Annotated in this window: 14 protein-coding genes and 1 pseudogene; 3 read left to right on the forward strand and 12 right to left on the reverse strand. The window is 57.7% G+C overall.

What is annotated here, in order from left to right; genetic code table 11:
* Positions 1–360: 360 nt before the first annotated feature.
* The 6 genes from E0504_RS30335 to E0504_RS30360 all read right to left on the reverse strand — a co-directional run bounded on the left by E0504_RS30335 (position 361) and on the right by E0504_RS30360 (position 6,977).
* On the reverse strand, positions 361–1,194 hold the full coding sequence (locus E0504_RS30335; protein ID WP_207974614.1) for an FkbM family methyltransferase: 834 nt from the start codon (positions 1,192–1,194) through the stop codon (positions 361–363).
* Between the two features lie 244 nt (positions 1,195–1,438).
* Complete coding sequence (locus E0504_RS30340) at positions 1,439–2,647, reverse strand: glycosyltransferase family 4 protein (protein WP_131626269.1); 1,209 nt, start codon at positions 2,645–2,647, stop codon at positions 1,439–1,441.
* 159 nt (positions 2,648–2,806) lie between these two features.
* Positions 2,807–3,583 carry a CpsD/CapB family tyrosine-protein kinase gene (locus E0504_RS30345; protein ID WP_131626270.1) on the reverse strand — a complete coding sequence of 259 codons (777 nt, stop codon included), beginning with the start codon at positions 3,581–3,583 and terminating at the stop codon, positions 2,807–2,809.
* 18 nt (positions 3,584–3,601) lie between these two features.
* Positions 3,602–5,035, reverse strand: a complete 1,434-nt coding sequence (locus E0504_RS30350; RefSeq protein WP_131626271.1) for a Wzz/FepE/Etk N-terminal domain-containing protein — start codon at positions 5,033–5,035, stop codon at positions 3,602–3,604.
* Positions 5,032–6,354 carry a hypothetical protein gene (locus E0504_RS30355; RefSeq protein WP_131626272.1) on the reverse strand — a complete coding sequence of 441 codons (1,323 nt, stop codon included), beginning with the start codon at positions 6,352–6,354 and terminating at the stop codon, positions 5,032–5,034. Before E0504_RS30355 ends, E0504_RS30350 begins: the two co-directional genes overlap by 4 nt.
* The gene (locus tag E0504_RS30360) at positions 6,351–6,977 is read right to left on the reverse strand and encodes a polysaccharide biosynthesis/export family protein (RefSeq protein WP_131626273.1); all 627 of its coding nucleotides are present in this window, start codon (positions 6,975–6,977) and stop codon (positions 6,351–6,353) included. Before E0504_RS30360 ends, E0504_RS30355 begins: the two co-directional genes overlap by 4 nt.
* Before the next feature lie 59 nt (positions 6,978–7,036).
* Between E0504_RS30360 and E0504_RS30365 the strand changes: the two genes are divergently transcribed.
* Positions 7,037–8,605, forward strand: coding sequence for a tetratricopeptide repeat protein (locus E0504_RS30365; RefSeq protein WP_165938655.1), 1,569 nt, complete (start codon positions 7,037–7,039; stop codon positions 8,603–8,605).
* 86 nt (positions 8,606–8,691) lie between these two features.
* On the forward strand, positions 8,692–9,399 hold the full coding sequence (locus tag E0504_RS54410; protein WP_131626281.1) for a WecB/TagA/CpsF family glycosyltransferase: 708 nt from the start codon (positions 8,692–8,694) through the stop codon (positions 9,397–9,399).
* Here E0504_RS54410 and E0504_RS30375 read toward each other — a convergent pair.
* The 5 genes from E0504_RS30375 to xrtV all read right to left on the reverse strand — a co-directional run bounded on the left by E0504_RS30375 (position 9,323) and on the right by xrtV (position 14,852).
* Entirely contained in the window at positions 9,323–10,399 is a 1,077-nt protein-coding gene (locus tag E0504_RS30375) for a glycosyltransferase family 2 protein (RefSeq protein ID WP_165938656.1), read from the reverse strand. The two genes, E0504_RS54410 and E0504_RS30375, sit on opposite strands and share 77 nt — an antisense overlap.
* Positions 10,400–11,139: 740 nt before the next feature.
* Complete coding sequence (locus E0504_RS30380) at positions 11,140–12,231, reverse strand: glycosyltransferase family 4 protein (protein WP_131626276.1); 1,092 nt, start codon at positions 12,229–12,231, stop codon at positions 11,140–11,142.
* A 103-nt stretch (positions 12,232–12,334) separates the two neighbouring features.
* Positions 12,335–13,183 (reverse strand): hypothetical protein, encoded by an 849-nt coding sequence (locus E0504_RS30385; RefSeq protein WP_131626277.1) that lies wholly within the window; start codon positions 13,181–13,183, stop codon positions 12,335–12,337.
* 56 nt (positions 13,184–13,239) lie between these two features.
* Positions 13,240–13,929: an exosortase-associated protein EpsI, V-type gene (epsI, locus tag E0504_RS30390; protein ID WP_131626278.1), complete on the reverse strand. Its 690-nt coding sequence runs from the start codon at positions 13,927–13,929 to the stop codon at positions 13,240–13,242.
* On the reverse strand, positions 13,926–14,852 hold the full coding sequence (xrtV, locus tag E0504_RS30395) for an exosortase V (RefSeq protein ID WP_131626279.1): 927 nt from the start codon (positions 14,850–14,852) through the stop codon (positions 13,926–13,928). Before xrtV ends, epsI begins: the two co-directional genes overlap by 4 nt.
* Before the next feature lie 258 nt (positions 14,853–15,110).
* On the opposite strand from xrtV, the gene E0504_RS54415 reads away from it, so the two are divergent.
* Complete coding sequence (locus E0504_RS54415) at positions 15,111–16,034, forward strand: cell wall hydrolase (RefSeq protein WP_373693956.1); 924 nt, start codon at positions 15,111–15,113, stop codon at positions 16,032–16,034.
* A gap of 36 nt (positions 16,035–16,070) precedes the next feature.
* Here E0504_RS54415 and E0504_RS30405 read toward each other — a convergent pair.
* Positions 16,071–16,276: pseudogene (locus tag E0504_RS30405) on the reverse strand (UTP--glucose-1-phosphate uridylyltransferase); the annotation flags it as partial.

Genomic DNA, 16,276 nt, shown 5'->3' on the forward strand with positions numbered 1-16,276 from the left:
GGCGTGTGCCTGTGCCAAAGCCAGGGGAAGTCGCTTCACTTCTGCTGAACTAAGGATGTTGCATTAAGCTCTAGGCGGAGATCGGCGAAGGGGCTGCCGAAACGAGAGAAAAACCGGCTGCTGCTGCCACTCGAGAGCGAACATCGATAGGGCCGCGCATAAGATAATCAGGCCGCTACTTGAAAGGCTTGATTTGGAACGCAGCGTGCGGCGCACGGTTGGGCCCGGGGAACCATGTTGCGATGAGCGCCAGATCATTCCACCCTTGCGAATCCTCTCGCTGCGCCCGAAACTGTTGCTTTGGCGCAGGGCAAAATGCAAGGCTAGTGGAGATGTAAACGATCGCCTCTAGCCTCTGGTCTAGAACCTAAAGGGGATCACTTTGCTTGCCTTTTCCCGAATTTCCGAGACCCTTTCCGACGCAACCGCGAAATAATTCAAGCTCCTGAAAGGGTAATGGTGCGAGTCCAGGAAAACCTCCTCCGACATTGGCGGCGCCGCATGCGGTAGGCGGGAGGGAAGAAATATCTTATAGTCGTTGCCAGAGAACCAAGAAAAAATCTCCCGTTCGTTGTTACTCCCGCCATTTTGTAAGCCGCTTTCGAATAAAATAGTCGGTCGGAAGCGTTCCACTAATCTCTGCCCGCCCCTCAGAGCAGCAAGCTCGCTCCCCTCCAAATCCAATTTAATTACGTCTACAGACTTCTCAAACTTTATGTCATCCAAGCGACAGACACTGATCTCTATCTTCTTTGACCGCGCCCCACCTCCGATCAAAGAACTGCGAGCGCTTTCGTCCAGATTCACAAAGAAATCCGCTCTTCCGGCTTCTTCGCCAAGTGCGCAATTTAGAACTTTAACGTCTGGAAACTTTCGGGCGAGCCGCTTCGCCTTGCGGGGTATCGCCTCGATCATTATGACTTCCGCGGCTGGAGCGTTGTGCCGAACACCCGCTGTAATGGAACCTATATGGGCTCCGCCGTCGATAAAGATTTGCTCAGGCTTGCACAGACGAACTACATAGTATTCTGCTAAATCATCGTTTGATCGGCAAGAAAGGTATTCCGGCTTGACATGTAAAGGGCGACGTCTGCGACGGAGGTCGATCGCCCAGCGGCCTAGCGGATTGCCAGCCACTGAATCTTTGAATAATCTACTCCAGCGATGGGGATGGTATTGGCTATCTCGATCCACTTTTCCTGTCTCCCTATTCGAAATTGCCTGAACCATCGCTCAGGATACATCCTAATCCCTTTCAAAACAAGACAGTCGCCTTTTACAAGCGCTCTTGAAGTAAAGCGATGTAGAGAGCGAGCATCGGATCGCACCGCCATCGTCTGCGGCACAGCGCCGAACGGGACCAACGCACTGCGGAGCGATGCCTGCCGGTTCATGACCCCATTCTAGCCAGCGCAATATCGATGCGTATATAGTATCCTCATCGGCTCCGCCTTGTCGCCACCGCCAAAATGGCTGGGGTGAGTTTAGAACCGTAGCTATTATTGCCGTCGAAATGCTTAATCCGGCATACCTCAGCACCCGCAACTTTCGCTCTATACAAGTCGGCGTCGCGAGCGAGCGTCTCAATTGCGCTCACGTAGTCCGCGACGTCGTCTACCTTTGCCTCGATAGTCGCTTGGTCGACATCAGCGAGCGCCGGGCACGCCGCAGACATTACGATCGGCCGAAAATTTAGCACCGCCTCAAAAGCAACTTTCGGCGTTCCCTCTTCGAAATCACTTCGGGTGGGCACGAGGACAGCGTGACAGCTGCCGTAGAGGCGTTGAAGTTCTTCTGTGGAAGACTGACCGTGCATCGTAATCATACTCTCAAGATTTTTCTCTTCAATGGTCGAGACCATGTCAGATCTTGCGGGACCGGCGCCGCAAACATCGAGCGTAAAGCGGCCGGGCTGCTTTTTCTCGAGCTTTCCCATGATCTCTATCATGTCGAATACCCCCTTGTTCCTCGTAAGGCGTCCTACGAAAAGCAACCGGAATTGGGTATCCTCCTTGGGCCAACTCGGCTTTTGGACGTTTGCAAAGCGGCTCCTACTGTAGGTTGCAAAGAAACGCACAGGCTGTATTTGCAGCCTTGGAGCCGTCTCACGAATTTGACGCACCGCCTCCTCAGACACACCCTGGATAAAGTCACAAGCGGGATAGAAGAACCGCCCATTGAGGCTCGTGAGCCACAGCTGGTGCCTTTTGCGGACGGCGTACCTTGGCCACAGAGTGCAATGTAGTGATGCGATGAGGCGAGTACCGAACCACTTAAGCGGCCTGAAGGCCCAAAAGTAGTCTTGTCCGGCCGTAAGCACTGCTGCGTCCGTACGAAAGCGCACGATGGCTATTAGGCAACGAGCCACCCAGAGAAGCATCGCTGCATGGTATAGGATCCCACGACAGCCCTGCGGCATGGCGAGGTTCCTTACAGAGATATTACCTCGCACTGCTGAACCTGATGCGCCCGGGTTCGTGGTGATGATTAGGCCGCTTGCATTTGCATCTTCAAGAATTTTGTAAAGCTGCGCTAAATAGATAGTACCGTAATAATCCGATTGGCTGGATGCCTTCCAATCGTCATAGACTTTAGCGGCGTCGATAGGACCGCTGACATACGCTATACGGGTTGTCACCTCTCGCATGAGCCTCTCCGATGATTCCTGAAGTTCTTCACCGGAGATCGGGACTCTCGGTTCACCACGCCTAGGCTGCACCTGACTGCCACCATTGCTGATCTGAAGCTTCAGCGAAGCGGTAACATTCAGATTAGTTGGTTCCGCGAGCGCCTTGAGCCTACCAAATCACTCCGAGTAGTAACTGTCATAGTTCGCTGAGCCATAGCCATAACTGTCCAACATCCCCCCGGCGTATCTGTTCAGCACCGTCCCTAGACACGGAACCGGATTGAGCATCTCCATGGCGTCAGCTAGCTGTCGGCGTGATGTTCTTCCGCTGTCCACCACCATGATGTAGCCATCGAGTGCTCGGGTGCTGAGCACAGCGTCGTCGTTCGCAAACACCGGCGGTAGATCGAATATCACGACTGCTTCGCCGGTGTGTTTGCGCATGGTCTCCACTAAGGTGTCGAAGCGCCCGCTGGCAATTGCCTCTGCGGAGTCCATTGATACGGTATGAGTAGGGAACACTGCGAGTTTGGTGCCGTCGATGTGTAGCCCCACTTCGTGCAGGCTCTCCATTTCCCCCAATAGATAATCGCTGACCCCGGCCTCGAACTCGATACCCAGCTCCTCCGCGACGCACCCTCGGCGGAGGTCCAGATCGACGAGAAAAGTCGGAACCTTCAAGACTCTTGAGAGCGAAGCGGCAAGATTCACCGCCAAGAACGACTTCCCTGCGGCAGGGGAAGCCGATGTAACCCCCACCAGCCGGATCTTTTCCTCGACGAGCCGCTTGGCGAGCTGTGTGCGCATAAGGCTAAACGGGCGCGATCGTTTGTCACGGCTGTCAAATCCGACGACGTTGTTTGACGCAACGGCATCCCTGTTGGGTTGTACGACCCTCAAGGTTTCCAGCTGGAGTGACTTGATGTTCATTGAGGAAGAGACTGCCTCCGCCATTGTTCTTCCTTATTATCTTCAGCTTGGCGTCCGGCGCCAGAAAACCAGCGGATTACGCTTGGTTCGCTGCGTATTTCTCGGCTTGATAACTGGGACAACCGCAAGGGGTGGAGACCCGGTGATCGCCTGCAAGGTCTTTGGATCACGGATTGGGCGCAGGAAAAGTTCGACTGCGAACGCCAGAAGGAAACCAAGACCAAACCCAGCGCCGAGGCCGATAGCTGCGATCAACAATCTATTCGGGCGGACGGGCGAATCTGGCACCACCGGAGGATCGACCACTGCCAATCTCTCTCCAAGCTGCTCATCCTCTGCCCGCACACCCGTTCTTGCTGCAAGTAGTTGATCTTGAACCGCTCCGTACTGTGTGTTCAGAACTGAAAGCTCCTGCTCAAGCTCCGAAATTTGCTGCTGCACCAACGGAGCGCGCGCCTGAGCAGATCGACTGGAGCTAACCTGCGCCTGCGCGCGCTCCTTGGCCGCGCGGAGCGCTGCGATTTGAGAGTTGTTGTTTGCGATCTGCTGGTCGACGCCCTCGAACGGGATCTTGTCGACGTTTTGACGCGCCAGCTCGCGAGCCTCCGTAAGACGCTGCTTGGCAAAGACCACATCAGGATGGCCTTCGGCGTAGACCGCACGCGCGGCTGCTAGCGCTGCCTCGGCCTGGGTCACCAAGGGTGAGCGCTCATCAGATCCGCGCGCGATATTTTTCTGCGCGAGTAGGCTCGCATTGTCCCGCTGCAGGGCGGCAATCTGTAAGTCATAGCTCATCGGGTCTCCCCCGATGATCGTCCCTTGGGACCCCAGAACCATTCCGTTCTGCGCCTTGATGGCTGAGATTTGCCCCTGAAGCTGAGCAATTTGCTGCTCCAGCCCGACCGCCTGATCCGTCAGGAACTCTACAGTCCCGGTGGCCTGCTCCAGATTGCCGCTATAATCGAGTTCCAGAATACTGTCCATCAAGTCCTGAGCAACCGCTTGCGCAGCTGCGGCTTCAGGATACTCGAAGGAAAGTTCGAAGGAGATAGCGGTTTCGTCACGTTCGCCTGTGAGTTGAGGCGTGATTGTGATGGCACTGCGCATCCGCTCGACTAATTCAGAGAGAGGTTCCGAACGCCTCTCATCAGTGTAGAGACCGTGCTGTTCAATCATCGCGAGCAAAGACGGGCGGCTAGTTACCTGCTCCCGAATGCGGGCAATTCTTCGCTGAACCTGCTCTACCTGCGTGGCTCCCACAACCGCTTCAGGAAGCTGTGAAGATTCGACCAGCATCACGGCAGTTGATTGGTAAACCGGCGGGATCAGGAAAACAGCAGCGATGGCGGCAACCGCTCCGATCGCCGTCGGAATCGCTATCCACCAGCGGCGGTGCCAAAGGATTGAAGGTAGCTGCTCAAGAAAGTTGCCCCCAGCCTGCTCTTCTCCATATTCTGCACTGGAAAAGTCAGTCATTCGGCATCCCCAAATCGATACCGGATCCCCACGCTGATCTGATAATTGTCTCGGTCACCCGTCAAGCTCCCGGAAGTGCGAGAGAAGCCGGGCGTCACAAAAGCGTAGAGCCGCTGTCCAATGCTGCGATTGTAGCTAGCCGAGGCCGCAAAGACGCTTTGCGCGCCGCCAAAGTCGCTCTGATTCTCCACCAGACTATCGTCCCTGCGGGAATACCGCGCTGACGCGCTCACCCTGTCTCGTAATCCCAGTAATCGGCTATAAGCGAGTCCTGCGGATGTCACTGACGTTACACCGCCGAAGGAGGTGGGCTGAACACCTCGCGAGGCCGTGGCGCAAAGGCTGGCGCGATACTGCAGCTGGCACAGCCCCAGGTTTCCTGCCAACCCGACATCCTTCTCACTCGCCCCATCATGACGCTCAACGCTCGTGATGGAAGCACCGACGCTGGCGCTAGCGGTGAGCGTCTCACTGAGACGGTGAGAAATTCCAACTGCAGGTGTCACGAAGATGGCATCGCCCGGGCCGGGCCCCTCACCGCCATCTTCATAATCCGCACGACCACCACTGATCCCTACATTGAAGCTCGTGCGAGTGGAGAGCGCGCGGCGGTAAGCCACGGAGACGCTGTCGGACCGATAGTCTGAGCCACGTGGATCGCCTGAACTATTCAACCTCACAGAGCCTCCGAAGGAGACAGAGTCTGAGGAGCTAATCGCGTGATCGACTGAGGCGCCGACCTGGAAAGTGTTAGTGCGACCGCGCCCGAGGTCCGCCAGGTCGAAGTCGAACTCGTCCAGCAAGTCGGGATCGAAGCTGGTCAAGCCTCCAGGATTGATATCCGCCTGGCCGCCTAGCTCAGGCAGCAAGTCGGGATTGAGGTTTTGCAGGACGTCACTAGCTAGGACTGGATTGCGAAGGAAATCTCGCACCCCGGATCGGGTCGAGCGTGCCGACGCGCTCCCCCGAATTGATGTTCGTTCGCTAATTTTGTGCCGCATACCTGCCGTCAGCCCGAGAGACCCAACCGTTCCATTGTCCGCATCGTACTGATCAACAGCAACAGTGCCACGCAAGGCCGCCGTGGTTACCTCGCCGTCCTCGTAAAAAACCGAGGGATCGACCTGCAGCCCAAACGCAAAGGCGCCCCCACCGCGTGAGTTTTCCAAAGACGAGTTTGAAGCTACTGTCCCCTGAACTGAGACATCGACGACGCCGCGAACCTGCGCGTGGACGGGTGCTGCAAGTGGAATTGCGAGCACCGTGGCCAAGCCCCTGCGGATTACCCACCCCGCTTTTTTGACTTCGGACCTGCTCATGGAACGATGATCGTATCGCCCGCTTCGATCGGGACGATATTCGCCCGAACAAGATCAGCTGCGTCAACTCTGCCCCGCATGAGCGCCTTGACGTTCGCCTCGAGCACTCTCAGGCCATCTGGTGTTTTCCGCAAAACGACTATTCTATCAAGGTTGGCGAACTCAGTTCCGCCGCCTGCCAGGCTGAGAGCCTCAAGCACGTTGATGTTGCGCACCGTTTCGAAGGTGCCGGGTGAGCCCACCCGTCCCAGGACTGTGAATTGCATCGGAGCTGGGGTGAGCACAGATACGGTTACCTGAGGCACTTCTCCCCGATATTGGCTGCTGAGCGAAGCCCTGATGACGGTCTCAACTTCCTGGGGAAGGCGACCTGCTACAGCGACTTGCCCGACGAGCGGGAAAGCGATCGTGCCGTCTGGAAGAACCCGCATACTGCGCTGGAGTCGCTCTTCGCCCCAGACATATACCTCGATCTGATCTCCGGCCTTAATCTGGTAAGATGAGATGCTCGATGTTGGCTGACTCCGAACAGGCTCACTTGGCTGGTTCTGAGCAGCGGCCGGTGAAGCAACTGCAAGGACGCAGAGCGCTAAAGGCCCGGCCGTTCGAAAAAGGTGCTTCATGAGAATCTCCAAATGCGGTCGACCGCAGATCGCCTGTCGGTATATAGAGGAGCATGCAAATGAGCCAACCGGTTTCCTCTGTGTTCTCTTTTTGGCACAAGACCTTCTGGGCGTGCGCGGGTCTTCTATTGACCGCAGCTTGCACGGGTCGCGCTGAACAGGCTTCACAATATGCGTTAACGGCCGAGCAGCAGCTTCAGGCGGGCGATCTCGAAGCAGCTCGCCGCAGCATCGGCGAGGCCCTCGCGCAACGAGACGATATCCCCGAACTCCATCTTTTGAAAGGGCGCATCGAGGTCTCGGCCGGATCGTATGAAAGCGCCTTTGACTCTTATGTTAATGCGTTAGCTTTGGATAATACCAACCTCGAGGCATTGCAGGCAGTCTCGCAGTTGGGCTTAAGAACGGGAAACCTGAGAGAATCCCTCGATGCGACCGAGCGTATCCTAGCACTCCAACCAGGTCAGCCAAACGCCCTTGTAGCACGAGGTGTCCACGCACTGGTTCAGCGGCGCTATCGCAAATCAATCGAGTATGCAGACCAGGTTATCGCGCAACAGCCAGGCAGCGAAGAAGCATCTATTTTGAAAAGCCGCGCACTGTTCATGATCGGCGAACCGGCCAAAGCTTTACAGGTGATGGAAACTGTTCAATCGGGCGGAGCCGACACCGAGGGAGTGGCTCGCACCAAGCTGGAACTGCACCGGGAAATGCGAAACGCTGAAGGAATGCAAGCGCAGTTCTACCGACTTCGTGAATTGCTCCCGCTCGATCCGGACCTGCGTGTCGATGAAGCAGATCTTCGCCTGAAGCTTGGAAAGACCGAAGCGAGCCAAGAACTCCTGGTTGATCTTCTCAGCCAGAAGGGTTTGGGACAGGAATCGGCGTCGACGGCGCTGGAGCTTCTGCGCAACTACTCACTCCAGCTTTCTGAGGCTGACGTGCAGCGGATTGGGGAAAGTGGAAGCAAGGCATCTCTGATCGAGGTTGCCCGCCACCTGATCGAAACCAAGCAAGTTGGTTCGGCGGAAATGATTCTCCGCAAGCTTCGTCCTGACGATGCGCGACCGCTTTCTGCGCGGTTAGAAGTTTTGAGAGGGAACCCAGCTATGGCACTGCGAACCGCGGGTCGGGTGCTCGACAGAGATGAAAGCCAGTGTGACGCTTTGACCGCCCTTGCCGAAGCAAAGCTGATGCTAAGCCAGCCATCGGAAGCATTAAGGAGCGCGCAGAGCGCAGCCGCTGAATGCCCTAGAAGAAGCGAGGCTTGGCTGGCCATGGCCGCGGCCTACTCGGCTCAAGAAGACACGGCGAGTGTGCAGCGCGCCTATCGAGACGCAGTGAGGGCCAACCCCCAGACCCTTCAACTCACAATGGCTTACGGAGATTGGCTGCTCGCGAACAATCGCGAGCGCGAGGCTCTCGCCATCGCGCGAACGTTCACGCGAAAGTCCCCCTCGCTGATCAAAGGCTGGGAGTACTTCCGATCTCTTTGTGCCCGAGCAGGTAAAGCGTGCTTAGCCGATGCAAGCAAGGGCGTAGCTGACGCCCGGACGCGCTATGGTGTTGACTTGGAACTCGGAAAGCGTCCTCCCGGCGGCCTGTTTGGCAGGTTGGTGCGCCGGTGAGTAGCCCAACATTCCGACGAGCCGAGTTCCTAGATCTAATCTTTGACAATATCCCGCAAAGCGAGGTGCTTGCCAGGGTCGCTGAGATGGCGGGCAGCTCAAGCTTTTCGTACGTGGTGACACCGAATGTCGATCATCTTGTCCAGCTCCATCGCCGCCGCTCAGATGCAGAACTTTGGTTGAGCTATAGGTCCGCCGACGTTTGCCTGTGTGATAGCCGTATCCTGCAGACGCTGGCGAAGTCATCAGGCATTGAGCTGCAGCTAGTGCCTGGCAGTGACTTAACCGCAAGCCTTCTAAAGCAGGCCCCGGAACGCCAACAGACAGTGGCAGTCGTAGGCGGTGATGCGGAGATGTTTGCCTCCCTCGAGGGGCTCTTTCCCGACCGCACTTGGCACCACCACATCCCACCGATGGGAGTCAGGTCAAATCCGGCGGCCCAAGAGGGTATCATCGAGTTTGTCGAAGCGACGGCGGCTGACGCGACCTTCTTCGCAATTGGAGCCCCGCAAAGCGAGCTACTTTGTCACCGGATTGGAGAGCGGGGGAGGGCACGAGGCGTCGCTCTTTGCATTGGAGCATCGCTCGAGTTTCTCACGGGCGAGAAGAAGCGGGCCCCCGTTTGGATGCAGCGGCTTAAGCTGGAGTGGTTGTTTCGGTTGCTCGCGGAGCCCCGCCGACTTGGGCGCCGCTACCTCGTGGAAGGTCCTAATATCTTCAGGATTTGGTATCACTGGCGACAGCGTTCTCGCTATTCCGACGTGTACGGTTCCAGCCGACTTGGCGAGAGGTGAAGAACCCGACATAGATCGGAAACTTCCAGAGGACGTACACCGGAGCTGAGAGCAGCGCCCGAGGAGACAAGGCATCGCGCCCACTCGTAATCCATGCCAGCAGCACGAAGATCAACGCTGAAGCAATCGAACAGCCCAAAAGAATTGCCGGGCCCATTATACCTGCCACCACGGCGCAAACGCTAAGTGTCACCAAGAGGAAGAACGCCACCAAGAACAAGAGGGCTAGGGGAGGCACCAGCAGGTGGGCGCCCAACGAGAGAAGGTGTTTAGAGCGTTGTGCCAATCCGAGTGAAATCAGCGGCAGGGCGTCTTTGCATGCGGTCTCCAAAAATCCGTGCTCCCACCTTCGGCGCTGCCCCGCGCTGTCCGCCAGAGCAGCTGCGGCACTGGTGACGCGGGCGCCCTCTTCTAAGTGTACCCGGACACCATTGCGAGCCAGCGCGAGGCCGAGTTGCATGTCTTCGACGACATCCGAGGTCGCAAGGTCCGCTTCGGCGAACGTTTGCCACGGGAAAGCCATCCCCGTTCCAAATAAGAAGACCCCGCCCCCGAGGCGCTGCAGCCCTCGAGCACGAACAAGGTTCTTCACCACCATTGCAAAGTTAGAGACCTGTACGATTGGAGACGCATCCCTCCCCGCAACAACCAAGTTGATTGCTTGCGCTGGCTCGCCTGTTTCCAGCACGCGGCTCATCAATCGCTCCGCGCTTCCTGGGGCCAGCGCGCAATCTGCGTCCAGCACGATCACAACAGCTGGAGGATCAGCTTCGAGATGGTCTCGGCCGAAGGCGAGCGCATACCCCTTGCCTCGTCTGTCTGGATCCTGCCGCTGGACGACCTCAGCGCCCGCCTCTCGCGCGAGCTCGGCCGTCCTGTCGCTGCAGTTGTCCGCAACGACGAGGATCGCGACAGGGCTACTGACGTGTGCCCGGAGCGCAGAAACAGTGCTGCCGATACCGCCTTCCTCGTTGTGAGCAGGGATCAGGATGACAGTCATGCCAGGGGTCTGGAGAGGGGAACCCCCCTTCTGCGAGCGCTTCAGCCCCAATGCGAGTTCGAGGGTAAGGTATAAAAGGGGTGTGCTAATTAACAGAGCACAAGCCCAAGTGAGTAGTGGAAGCAAGATCATCTGTGTTGCAACCCTTCATCTCTCATAAAGCAAGAGGCGGACCGGCATTCAGTCTTCTAATAACCGCCACTCGCCGCCGTCGGACCCGGGACAAGGTAGCCCGCCCCCCTCGATCTCTGAGGAGTGTATCGCGCCCAGCCATTGCGCAGCAGAGGCCACTGGTGACTGGAGGGACCGGACTCTAGTGATCCTACTTGATTCCCTCATTTTGGAACCGAAAAGTGCGGTGCGTCGACATCCCTTCACTGGCGCAACTTAAGGAACATCGTTCACCTGCATCATATTCCGCTCAGAGTCACTGAGGCGCGACCTTTGCCCATTGAAGCTATGCGATCTGCAAGGCCGCCTCCTACCTCTCCGAATCCTCTACCCGCACTATCCTGTCCGGATCACAGAAGCCTGGGTCTTTGACGGAATTACCGTGTTCCGGCTGGCTAACCGCCTCGAATGCAGGATCATCAGGCTCGCTCCGTCTTCACCTTGCCTTCGCAGGAGCCTCTTCCCTCCGGCGATTCAACAAGGCATTCCGACATTTCGCTGCTCAGACAGGAACGAGGTTGGCAGCCACCAGTCTCCTGCGCGAAGGGGCGGCAAGACAATCGTCTACCTCAACAAGTTGGTGAGTAGCCCCGCTGCTCGATCGTCTCTGCGATGAAGCGGCGATAACTATCGGCGATCGCCGACCAGGCAAATTTTTGAAGGCTTTTGGGCTGCCCGCCACCAGCACTAGCTGACGCCATGCTCAGGCTGCTTATGAGCGCAGCTTGATCAAAAGTGTTGCACAGGTACTGCCCTTCTCCCAGTATCCAGCGCAAGCGCGGGCTCTCGTGGGCGACAACTGGAAGTCCGCTTGCCCACGCCTCAAGGAAAACATTGCCGAATGACTCCGTCTCAGAAAGGTGCAGAAACACGTCTGCCGAGCGGTAAAGGCGCGGCATATCGGTTGCTGCCAGCGTCAGGCGTTTAAAGCGGCCAGGCAAAAGCCGATCTGCCAGATCTTGTGCTTCAGCCCGCTGTGGACCGTCGCCTGCCACCGCGAGGAAGACGTCGTCTAGACAAGCGACTGCGCGAATGGCGTCAAGCACCCGCTTGCTCGGAATAAGGGCGCTCACCATGAGCACGACCCGACGATCGGCAGGGAGGCCGAAAGCCTCCCGCTCGCTTACACCTGGCGAAAACCTTTCAAGATCTACTCCGTTGGGGATGAGGGCACATCTCCATCTGGCTGCATTGGCTTCCAGATAATCGGGATTCGTACAGATTAGCCCCTCACAGTCGAAGAAGCGATACTCTGACCTGTCGGTTCGTGCAGGCCAATCGCCGTTCTGAGTCACGAAAAAATGAGCCGGCTTGTGTTTGGCTGGCCGGCGAAGCGTCCAATGGGAATAGGGAAACGAGCAAGTGATCGTTGCGTCGAAGTCAGCGGGGTTGAAGCGCCTCAAGAGGCCGAATGCAAAGGTCAGATCCTCCCATGCTGTCTCGTCCCTGAAGGCCGGCAGCCGCGGAAAGCCCTCGAAGTTCTCGCGCCGTAACGACGGAACTTGCACGAAATGGTAGGGCGCACCCGGGCGATGGCCTCCTGAGCCAATCACGGTTACGTCCTCACCGGCCAAGGCCAGTTCTTTAGCCACCGCCAACAGTGCGACCTCCGCACCCCGGTCGACCCGGTGGAACCCGGGCAGCGCGAACAACAGGCGCATCTAACCAACCCGCTGCAGCGTGAACACGGGTCCCGCCCATCTATCAGGGCTTGCAGACACTTCTCCAGTTAGCATGTCGTCCGCCTGAAGCGGGCGCACTTACCTAACCCTGGGTCCCGGGTGCCGCTCCGGATTTTTGTGTCGCCGGCGGCGCTAGTCCAGCTTTGTACTCGATTTCCGCCTTAGCTTTCTCAGCTGCGAGTCGCTGGCGAAGCGAGTTCGACAAACTTTGGTTGCGGATCGCCTGCACGGCAAGCGGCCGTGCGTCGGCGCCGTTGATGGGTACCTGCTGCTGACCTGTAATCACTCCCACTGTCACTACGCCTCCCTCGACGACCATGAACGGTTCGCCTGAGCGCAGGGAAAGGATCTGCTTGAGCCGCTGCTCTCCGACCCGCGCCGAGTCCATATCCGAGGTCTGCCGGTCGAACTTGACGTTCATCTTCTGAAGAGTCGCGACGACACTGGCCATCGATTGGTCCGCCTGAAGCGCCTTCATAACAGCAGTATTCTCAGGTGCAGGGAACTGGATCCGATCGACTTTGTAGACAGTGCGGTTCTCAAAGGTGCCCGGGTTCTTTTTCATGAAGGCATCGACTTCCCGTTCAGTCGGCACTGAAGTCGTTCGCGCCAGCTTCTGTCCAAGCAACTGAACCAGCAGCGCATCTTCGAGCTGCCTTTGCCGGACAAGGAATTCAGGACTCTTATCGAGCCCCTCTTCCTGCGCCGCACGAGCGAGCAACCGCCTTTCCACGATTCGCTGCAGGGCTGCCTGCTGGGCCTGCTCTTTCGTCGCACCTGCAGGGATGTTCGCACCCGCTAGTTCGGCGTTGACTTCCTGAAACGTGATCTCGTCTCCGTCGACCACTGCCGCGACCTGGCCGGTCGGTTCTTTATCGCAAGCTGCGATGGCCAGGGAGCACGCTGCTACGCTCACAAGGTACCACTTCATAACAAATCCCTCACCTCAAACTGGTGCCGCCACAGGCGGTTTCGCGAAACTATAAACTATGTCCCACCCAGAAGGAGCCTCAGCAATTGCCGGGGCACTGCGCCCACGAACTGCTCAGAAAACCTGCTCAAATCTGCATGCGCAGCCTTCTGGTCCGCTCCCAGCACGGAAACCCGCATCATCATCCCGTCAGGGATCCGCCCCGCCAGATTGTCTTTTGCAACGGCCAACCGTTGCTCCGCCCATGAGCGCGGAAACGCACTCCCTAGGCGCGTGAAGTAAATAACTTGCTCCGTACGTTCAGGCCCCACCGCTGTGAAGATGTTCGCCGGGATGGAGCGGCCGCGAAGGTCCAGATCGAATTCGCGGGTCTCACTTAGCTGGTAACCCCCGACCGGATAGCAGACCTCGGGCCGATGAACTTGAACGACGCCATCCTGCACGTTGTTATATGCCAACAACAGCATGACCAGTGGCTGGCCGGGCGCCTCGTACGTGCCGGTTACCAGGTTGTCATACAGACGGTCACTCAGCGAATCTGGAGGCGGCAATACGACCCCGCTGCTACCAACCTTTGACCACGGGCCAAACTTGGTCGGCACCCACTCCTGAAACTTCTCCGTGGGTATACGCGGGAAGGTAGGCTTCGGCTGCCTCGCAAAGGCCACCCCGGAAGCCACCGCCAATGCGCCGCCAATTAGAAAGTGACGGCGCCCCAGAAGAACATGAGAAGGCTTCTCTATCATGATGCTACCTTCGAGGAACCGGATGAGGCATCATCCAGGGCAGCTTTACCGAAGCCGTCCCAAGCCTTTTTGATGACTTCATCAAGCGCGAAAATGAAAAGCAACGCTGCTGCGAACATCATAATTCCCGCGAAGTTATGCAAGAAGCCCTGCGCAGCCGCTTCGCCGAAATGATAAGTGAGAAGTATAAGTATGAGTACTCTCACGAAGTTCGCAGCCAAAGCTACTGGAACGATCAACATCGATAGCAAGGCAGCATAGCGCCAGTTCGCTTGGTGCCGGATGTATATGTAAAACAGAGACACTGCAGAGAGCGAGATGATCGAGTTTAAGCCAGAACAGGCAGCTGCGACGAGGAGTTCGTACTGCCCGATGTATATCATGACCCCACGTCCGCCAATTGGGTAACCCAATACGTCGAGAAACGCGATCGCCGCTTGCGAAATGTACATCTTCATTGGCGTTGTTGCTGCTGCGACCAGCGACTCAGGCGGAGGAAATATGAAGGCCAAATAGAACAAGGGAAACCACAATTTGGTCATCGCGTGCCATCCGATAACACTGTAAAGCGCAACAAGCAGCGCGCCGTACATCAGATATCCTTCTACTTCGACGACCTGCGTTATACGCGCCAGCACATACAGCGGCAAAAGTACCGCCAGCAGCGCCCACACACGCCATCTGTCTGGATGGGCTGCAACCTCACGGGCTTGCGGCCAAAGCCGGTGGAGGAGCCAAACTCCGGTCGCGAGCACAATCGGGCCATGCGCACCCTGTTCGGTACTCCAACTTTCGCGCGATACGAAAAGCATAGTCGGCAGCGCCAACGCGAGCATACCTGCGGCAAGGCCTAGCCCTGCCAGTGGAGGAACGCCGCTCGATGTCCGATTGCCGTGGACCCCGGCGGCGGCGACGCTACTCATGCAATATCATCCATCCACCGGGAGCCAAATTTATCCTCTAGAGCATGCGCAAGGCCCATTCAACAACACCGCCCGAAGCCTTCGAAGGTGCTCCTTTATGAAGCAGACGGTCGATGGAGGGTAGAAGTTAAACCAGTGATATGGAACAGAGTGCTTAGCGCCCTTGTTACCACCTTCATCATGAACAATCAGACCATCTCCCAGCAGAGGCGTCGGGCCATACGACTAGCGGCTGCCGGGGCGGTGGCGCTCGTCACCATGACTGCTCTGGTGGCGGGAGGCTGGGCGGAACGGCGTTCTGAAACGAGTGCCCGTCAGGACAACAGTTCAGGCACTGCTCTCGGATCACTGCCTGCAACGGGCGCTCCCCGGCCACTACCTAACATTGCGGTTGCACTCGAGCCAGCCAAAGCTCGCGACGCCAACGCATCCTTGCCTTTCGCTTCCGACAAACTGGAGGCAGCATATCCCGTAAATGTCACGGGTCTGGGCTGGGAAGCAGCGTCACGGGTTGAGGCGCTAAGATGCCTCGCTGCTGCTGTTTATTATGAAGCTGCGAGCGAGACTATCCAAGGGCAGCGGGCGGTCGCGCAAGTTGTGTTGAACCGCGTCCGTCATCCGTCCTTTCCTAATTCGGTCTGCGGGGTGGTCTACCAGGGCTCGACCCGCAGAACCGGATGTCAGTTCACCTTCACGTGCGACGGCAGTCTTCGGCGAACCCCGTCGCCCCGCATATGGCAGCGGGCTGAACAGATTGCCGCACAGTCCCTAGCGGGGTGGGTGGAGCCGTCGGTAGGAATGGCCACTCATTACCACACTGATTGGGTGTTCCCGTACTGGGCTCCCAGCCTCAAGAAGATCACTAAGATCGGTACTCACATCTTCTACACCTGGCCTGGCAGGTGGGGACGCCGCTTAGCGTTCAATCAGCAACCCGTTTTCGGTGGTGGGACTCTGCTTGCGGACCTGCCGCTTGGCCCCGAGAGTCCCTCACCTCTCCCTCCGCTCGCAGAACCTACAAATCCAAGTCTGCCGCCCCTTGCTGCGGACAACGAGAGGGGCACTCTGGTGTCTCCTCCAGCACTTGAAGGATCAAGACCGTCGCGCCTCAAGGCCGATGAACAGAGCGGCACTCTCATCCGAGATCACGGGCCTATCCTCGGCCAAGCGGGCAAAGACTAGGAGCAGGGAGAGGTAAAAGGGCTCGTCCTTATCCATTTAGCGCCCCAACTCCCGCTCCGCCATTGCCCGCACTTCGGCACCCAGGTCCTCGCGTTCAAGCGCCAGGGCGAGCGTCGCTTCCACGAAGCCAGCCTTGCTGCCGCAGTCGAAGCGGCGGCCGGCGAAGGTGACGGCGTGGAAGGGTTGCGTGCCGATCATGCGGGCCATCGCGTCGGTGAGCTGGATCTCGCCTCCTGCGCCTT

The sequence above is a fragment of the Parafrankia sp. BMG5.11 genome, from assembly GCF_004337455.1.

Excerpts from the sequence above, each read along its gene's own strand:
- xrtV (WP_131626279.1), bottom strand. The coding sequence starts at position 14,852 with ATGAGTAGCGTCGCCGCCGCCGGGGTCCACGGCAATCGGACATCGAGC.
- epsI (WP_131626278.1), bottom strand. The coding sequence starts at position 13,929 with ATGATAGAGAAGCCTTCTCATGTTCTTCTGGGGCGCCGTCACTTTCTA.
- E0504_RS30345 (WP_131626270.1), bottom strand. The coding sequence starts at position 3,583 with ATGGCGGAGGCAGTCTCTTCCTCAATGAACATCAAGTCACTCCAGCTG.
- E0504_RS54410 (WP_131626281.1), top strand. The coding sequence starts at position 8,692 with ATGGCGGGCAGCTCAAGCTTTTCGTACGTGGTGACACCGAATGTCGAT.
- E0504_RS30355 (WP_131626272.1), bottom strand. The coding sequence starts at position 6,354 with ATGAGCAGGTCCGAAGTCAAAAAAGCGGGGTGGGTAATCCGCAGGGGC.
- E0504_RS54415 (WP_373693956.1), top strand. The coding sequence starts at position 15,111 with ATGACTGCTCTGGTGGCGGGAGGCTGGGCGGAACGGCGTTCTGAAACG.
- E0504_RS30340 (WP_131626269.1), bottom strand. The coding sequence starts at position 2,647 with ATGCGAGAGGTGACAACCCGTATAGCGTATGTCAGCGGTCCTATCGAC.
- E0504_RS30380 (WP_131626276.1), bottom strand. The coding sequence starts at position 12,231 with ATGCGCCTGTTGTTCGCGCTGCCCGGGTTCCACCGGGTCGACCGGGGT.
- E0504_RS30360 (WP_131626273.1), bottom strand. The coding sequence starts at position 6,977 with ATGAAGCACCTTTTTCGAACGGCCGGGCCTTTAGCGCTCTGCGTCCTT.
- E0504_RS30365 (WP_165938655.1), top strand. The coding sequence starts at position 7,037 with ATGAGCCAACCGGTTTCCTCTGTGTTCTCTTTTTGGCACAAGACCTTC.
- E0504_RS30350 (WP_131626271.1), bottom strand. The coding sequence starts at position 5,035 with ATGACTGACTTTTCCAGTGCAGAATATGGAGAAGAGCAGGCTGGGGGC.
- E0504_RS30385 (WP_131626277.1), bottom strand. The coding sequence starts at position 13,183 with ATGAAGTGGTACCTTGTGAGCGTAGCAGCGTGCTCCCTGGCCATCGCA.
- E0504_RS30375 (WP_165938656.1), bottom strand. The coding sequence starts at position 10,399 with ATGACTGTCATCCTGATCCCTGCTCACAACGAGGAAGGCGGTATCGGC.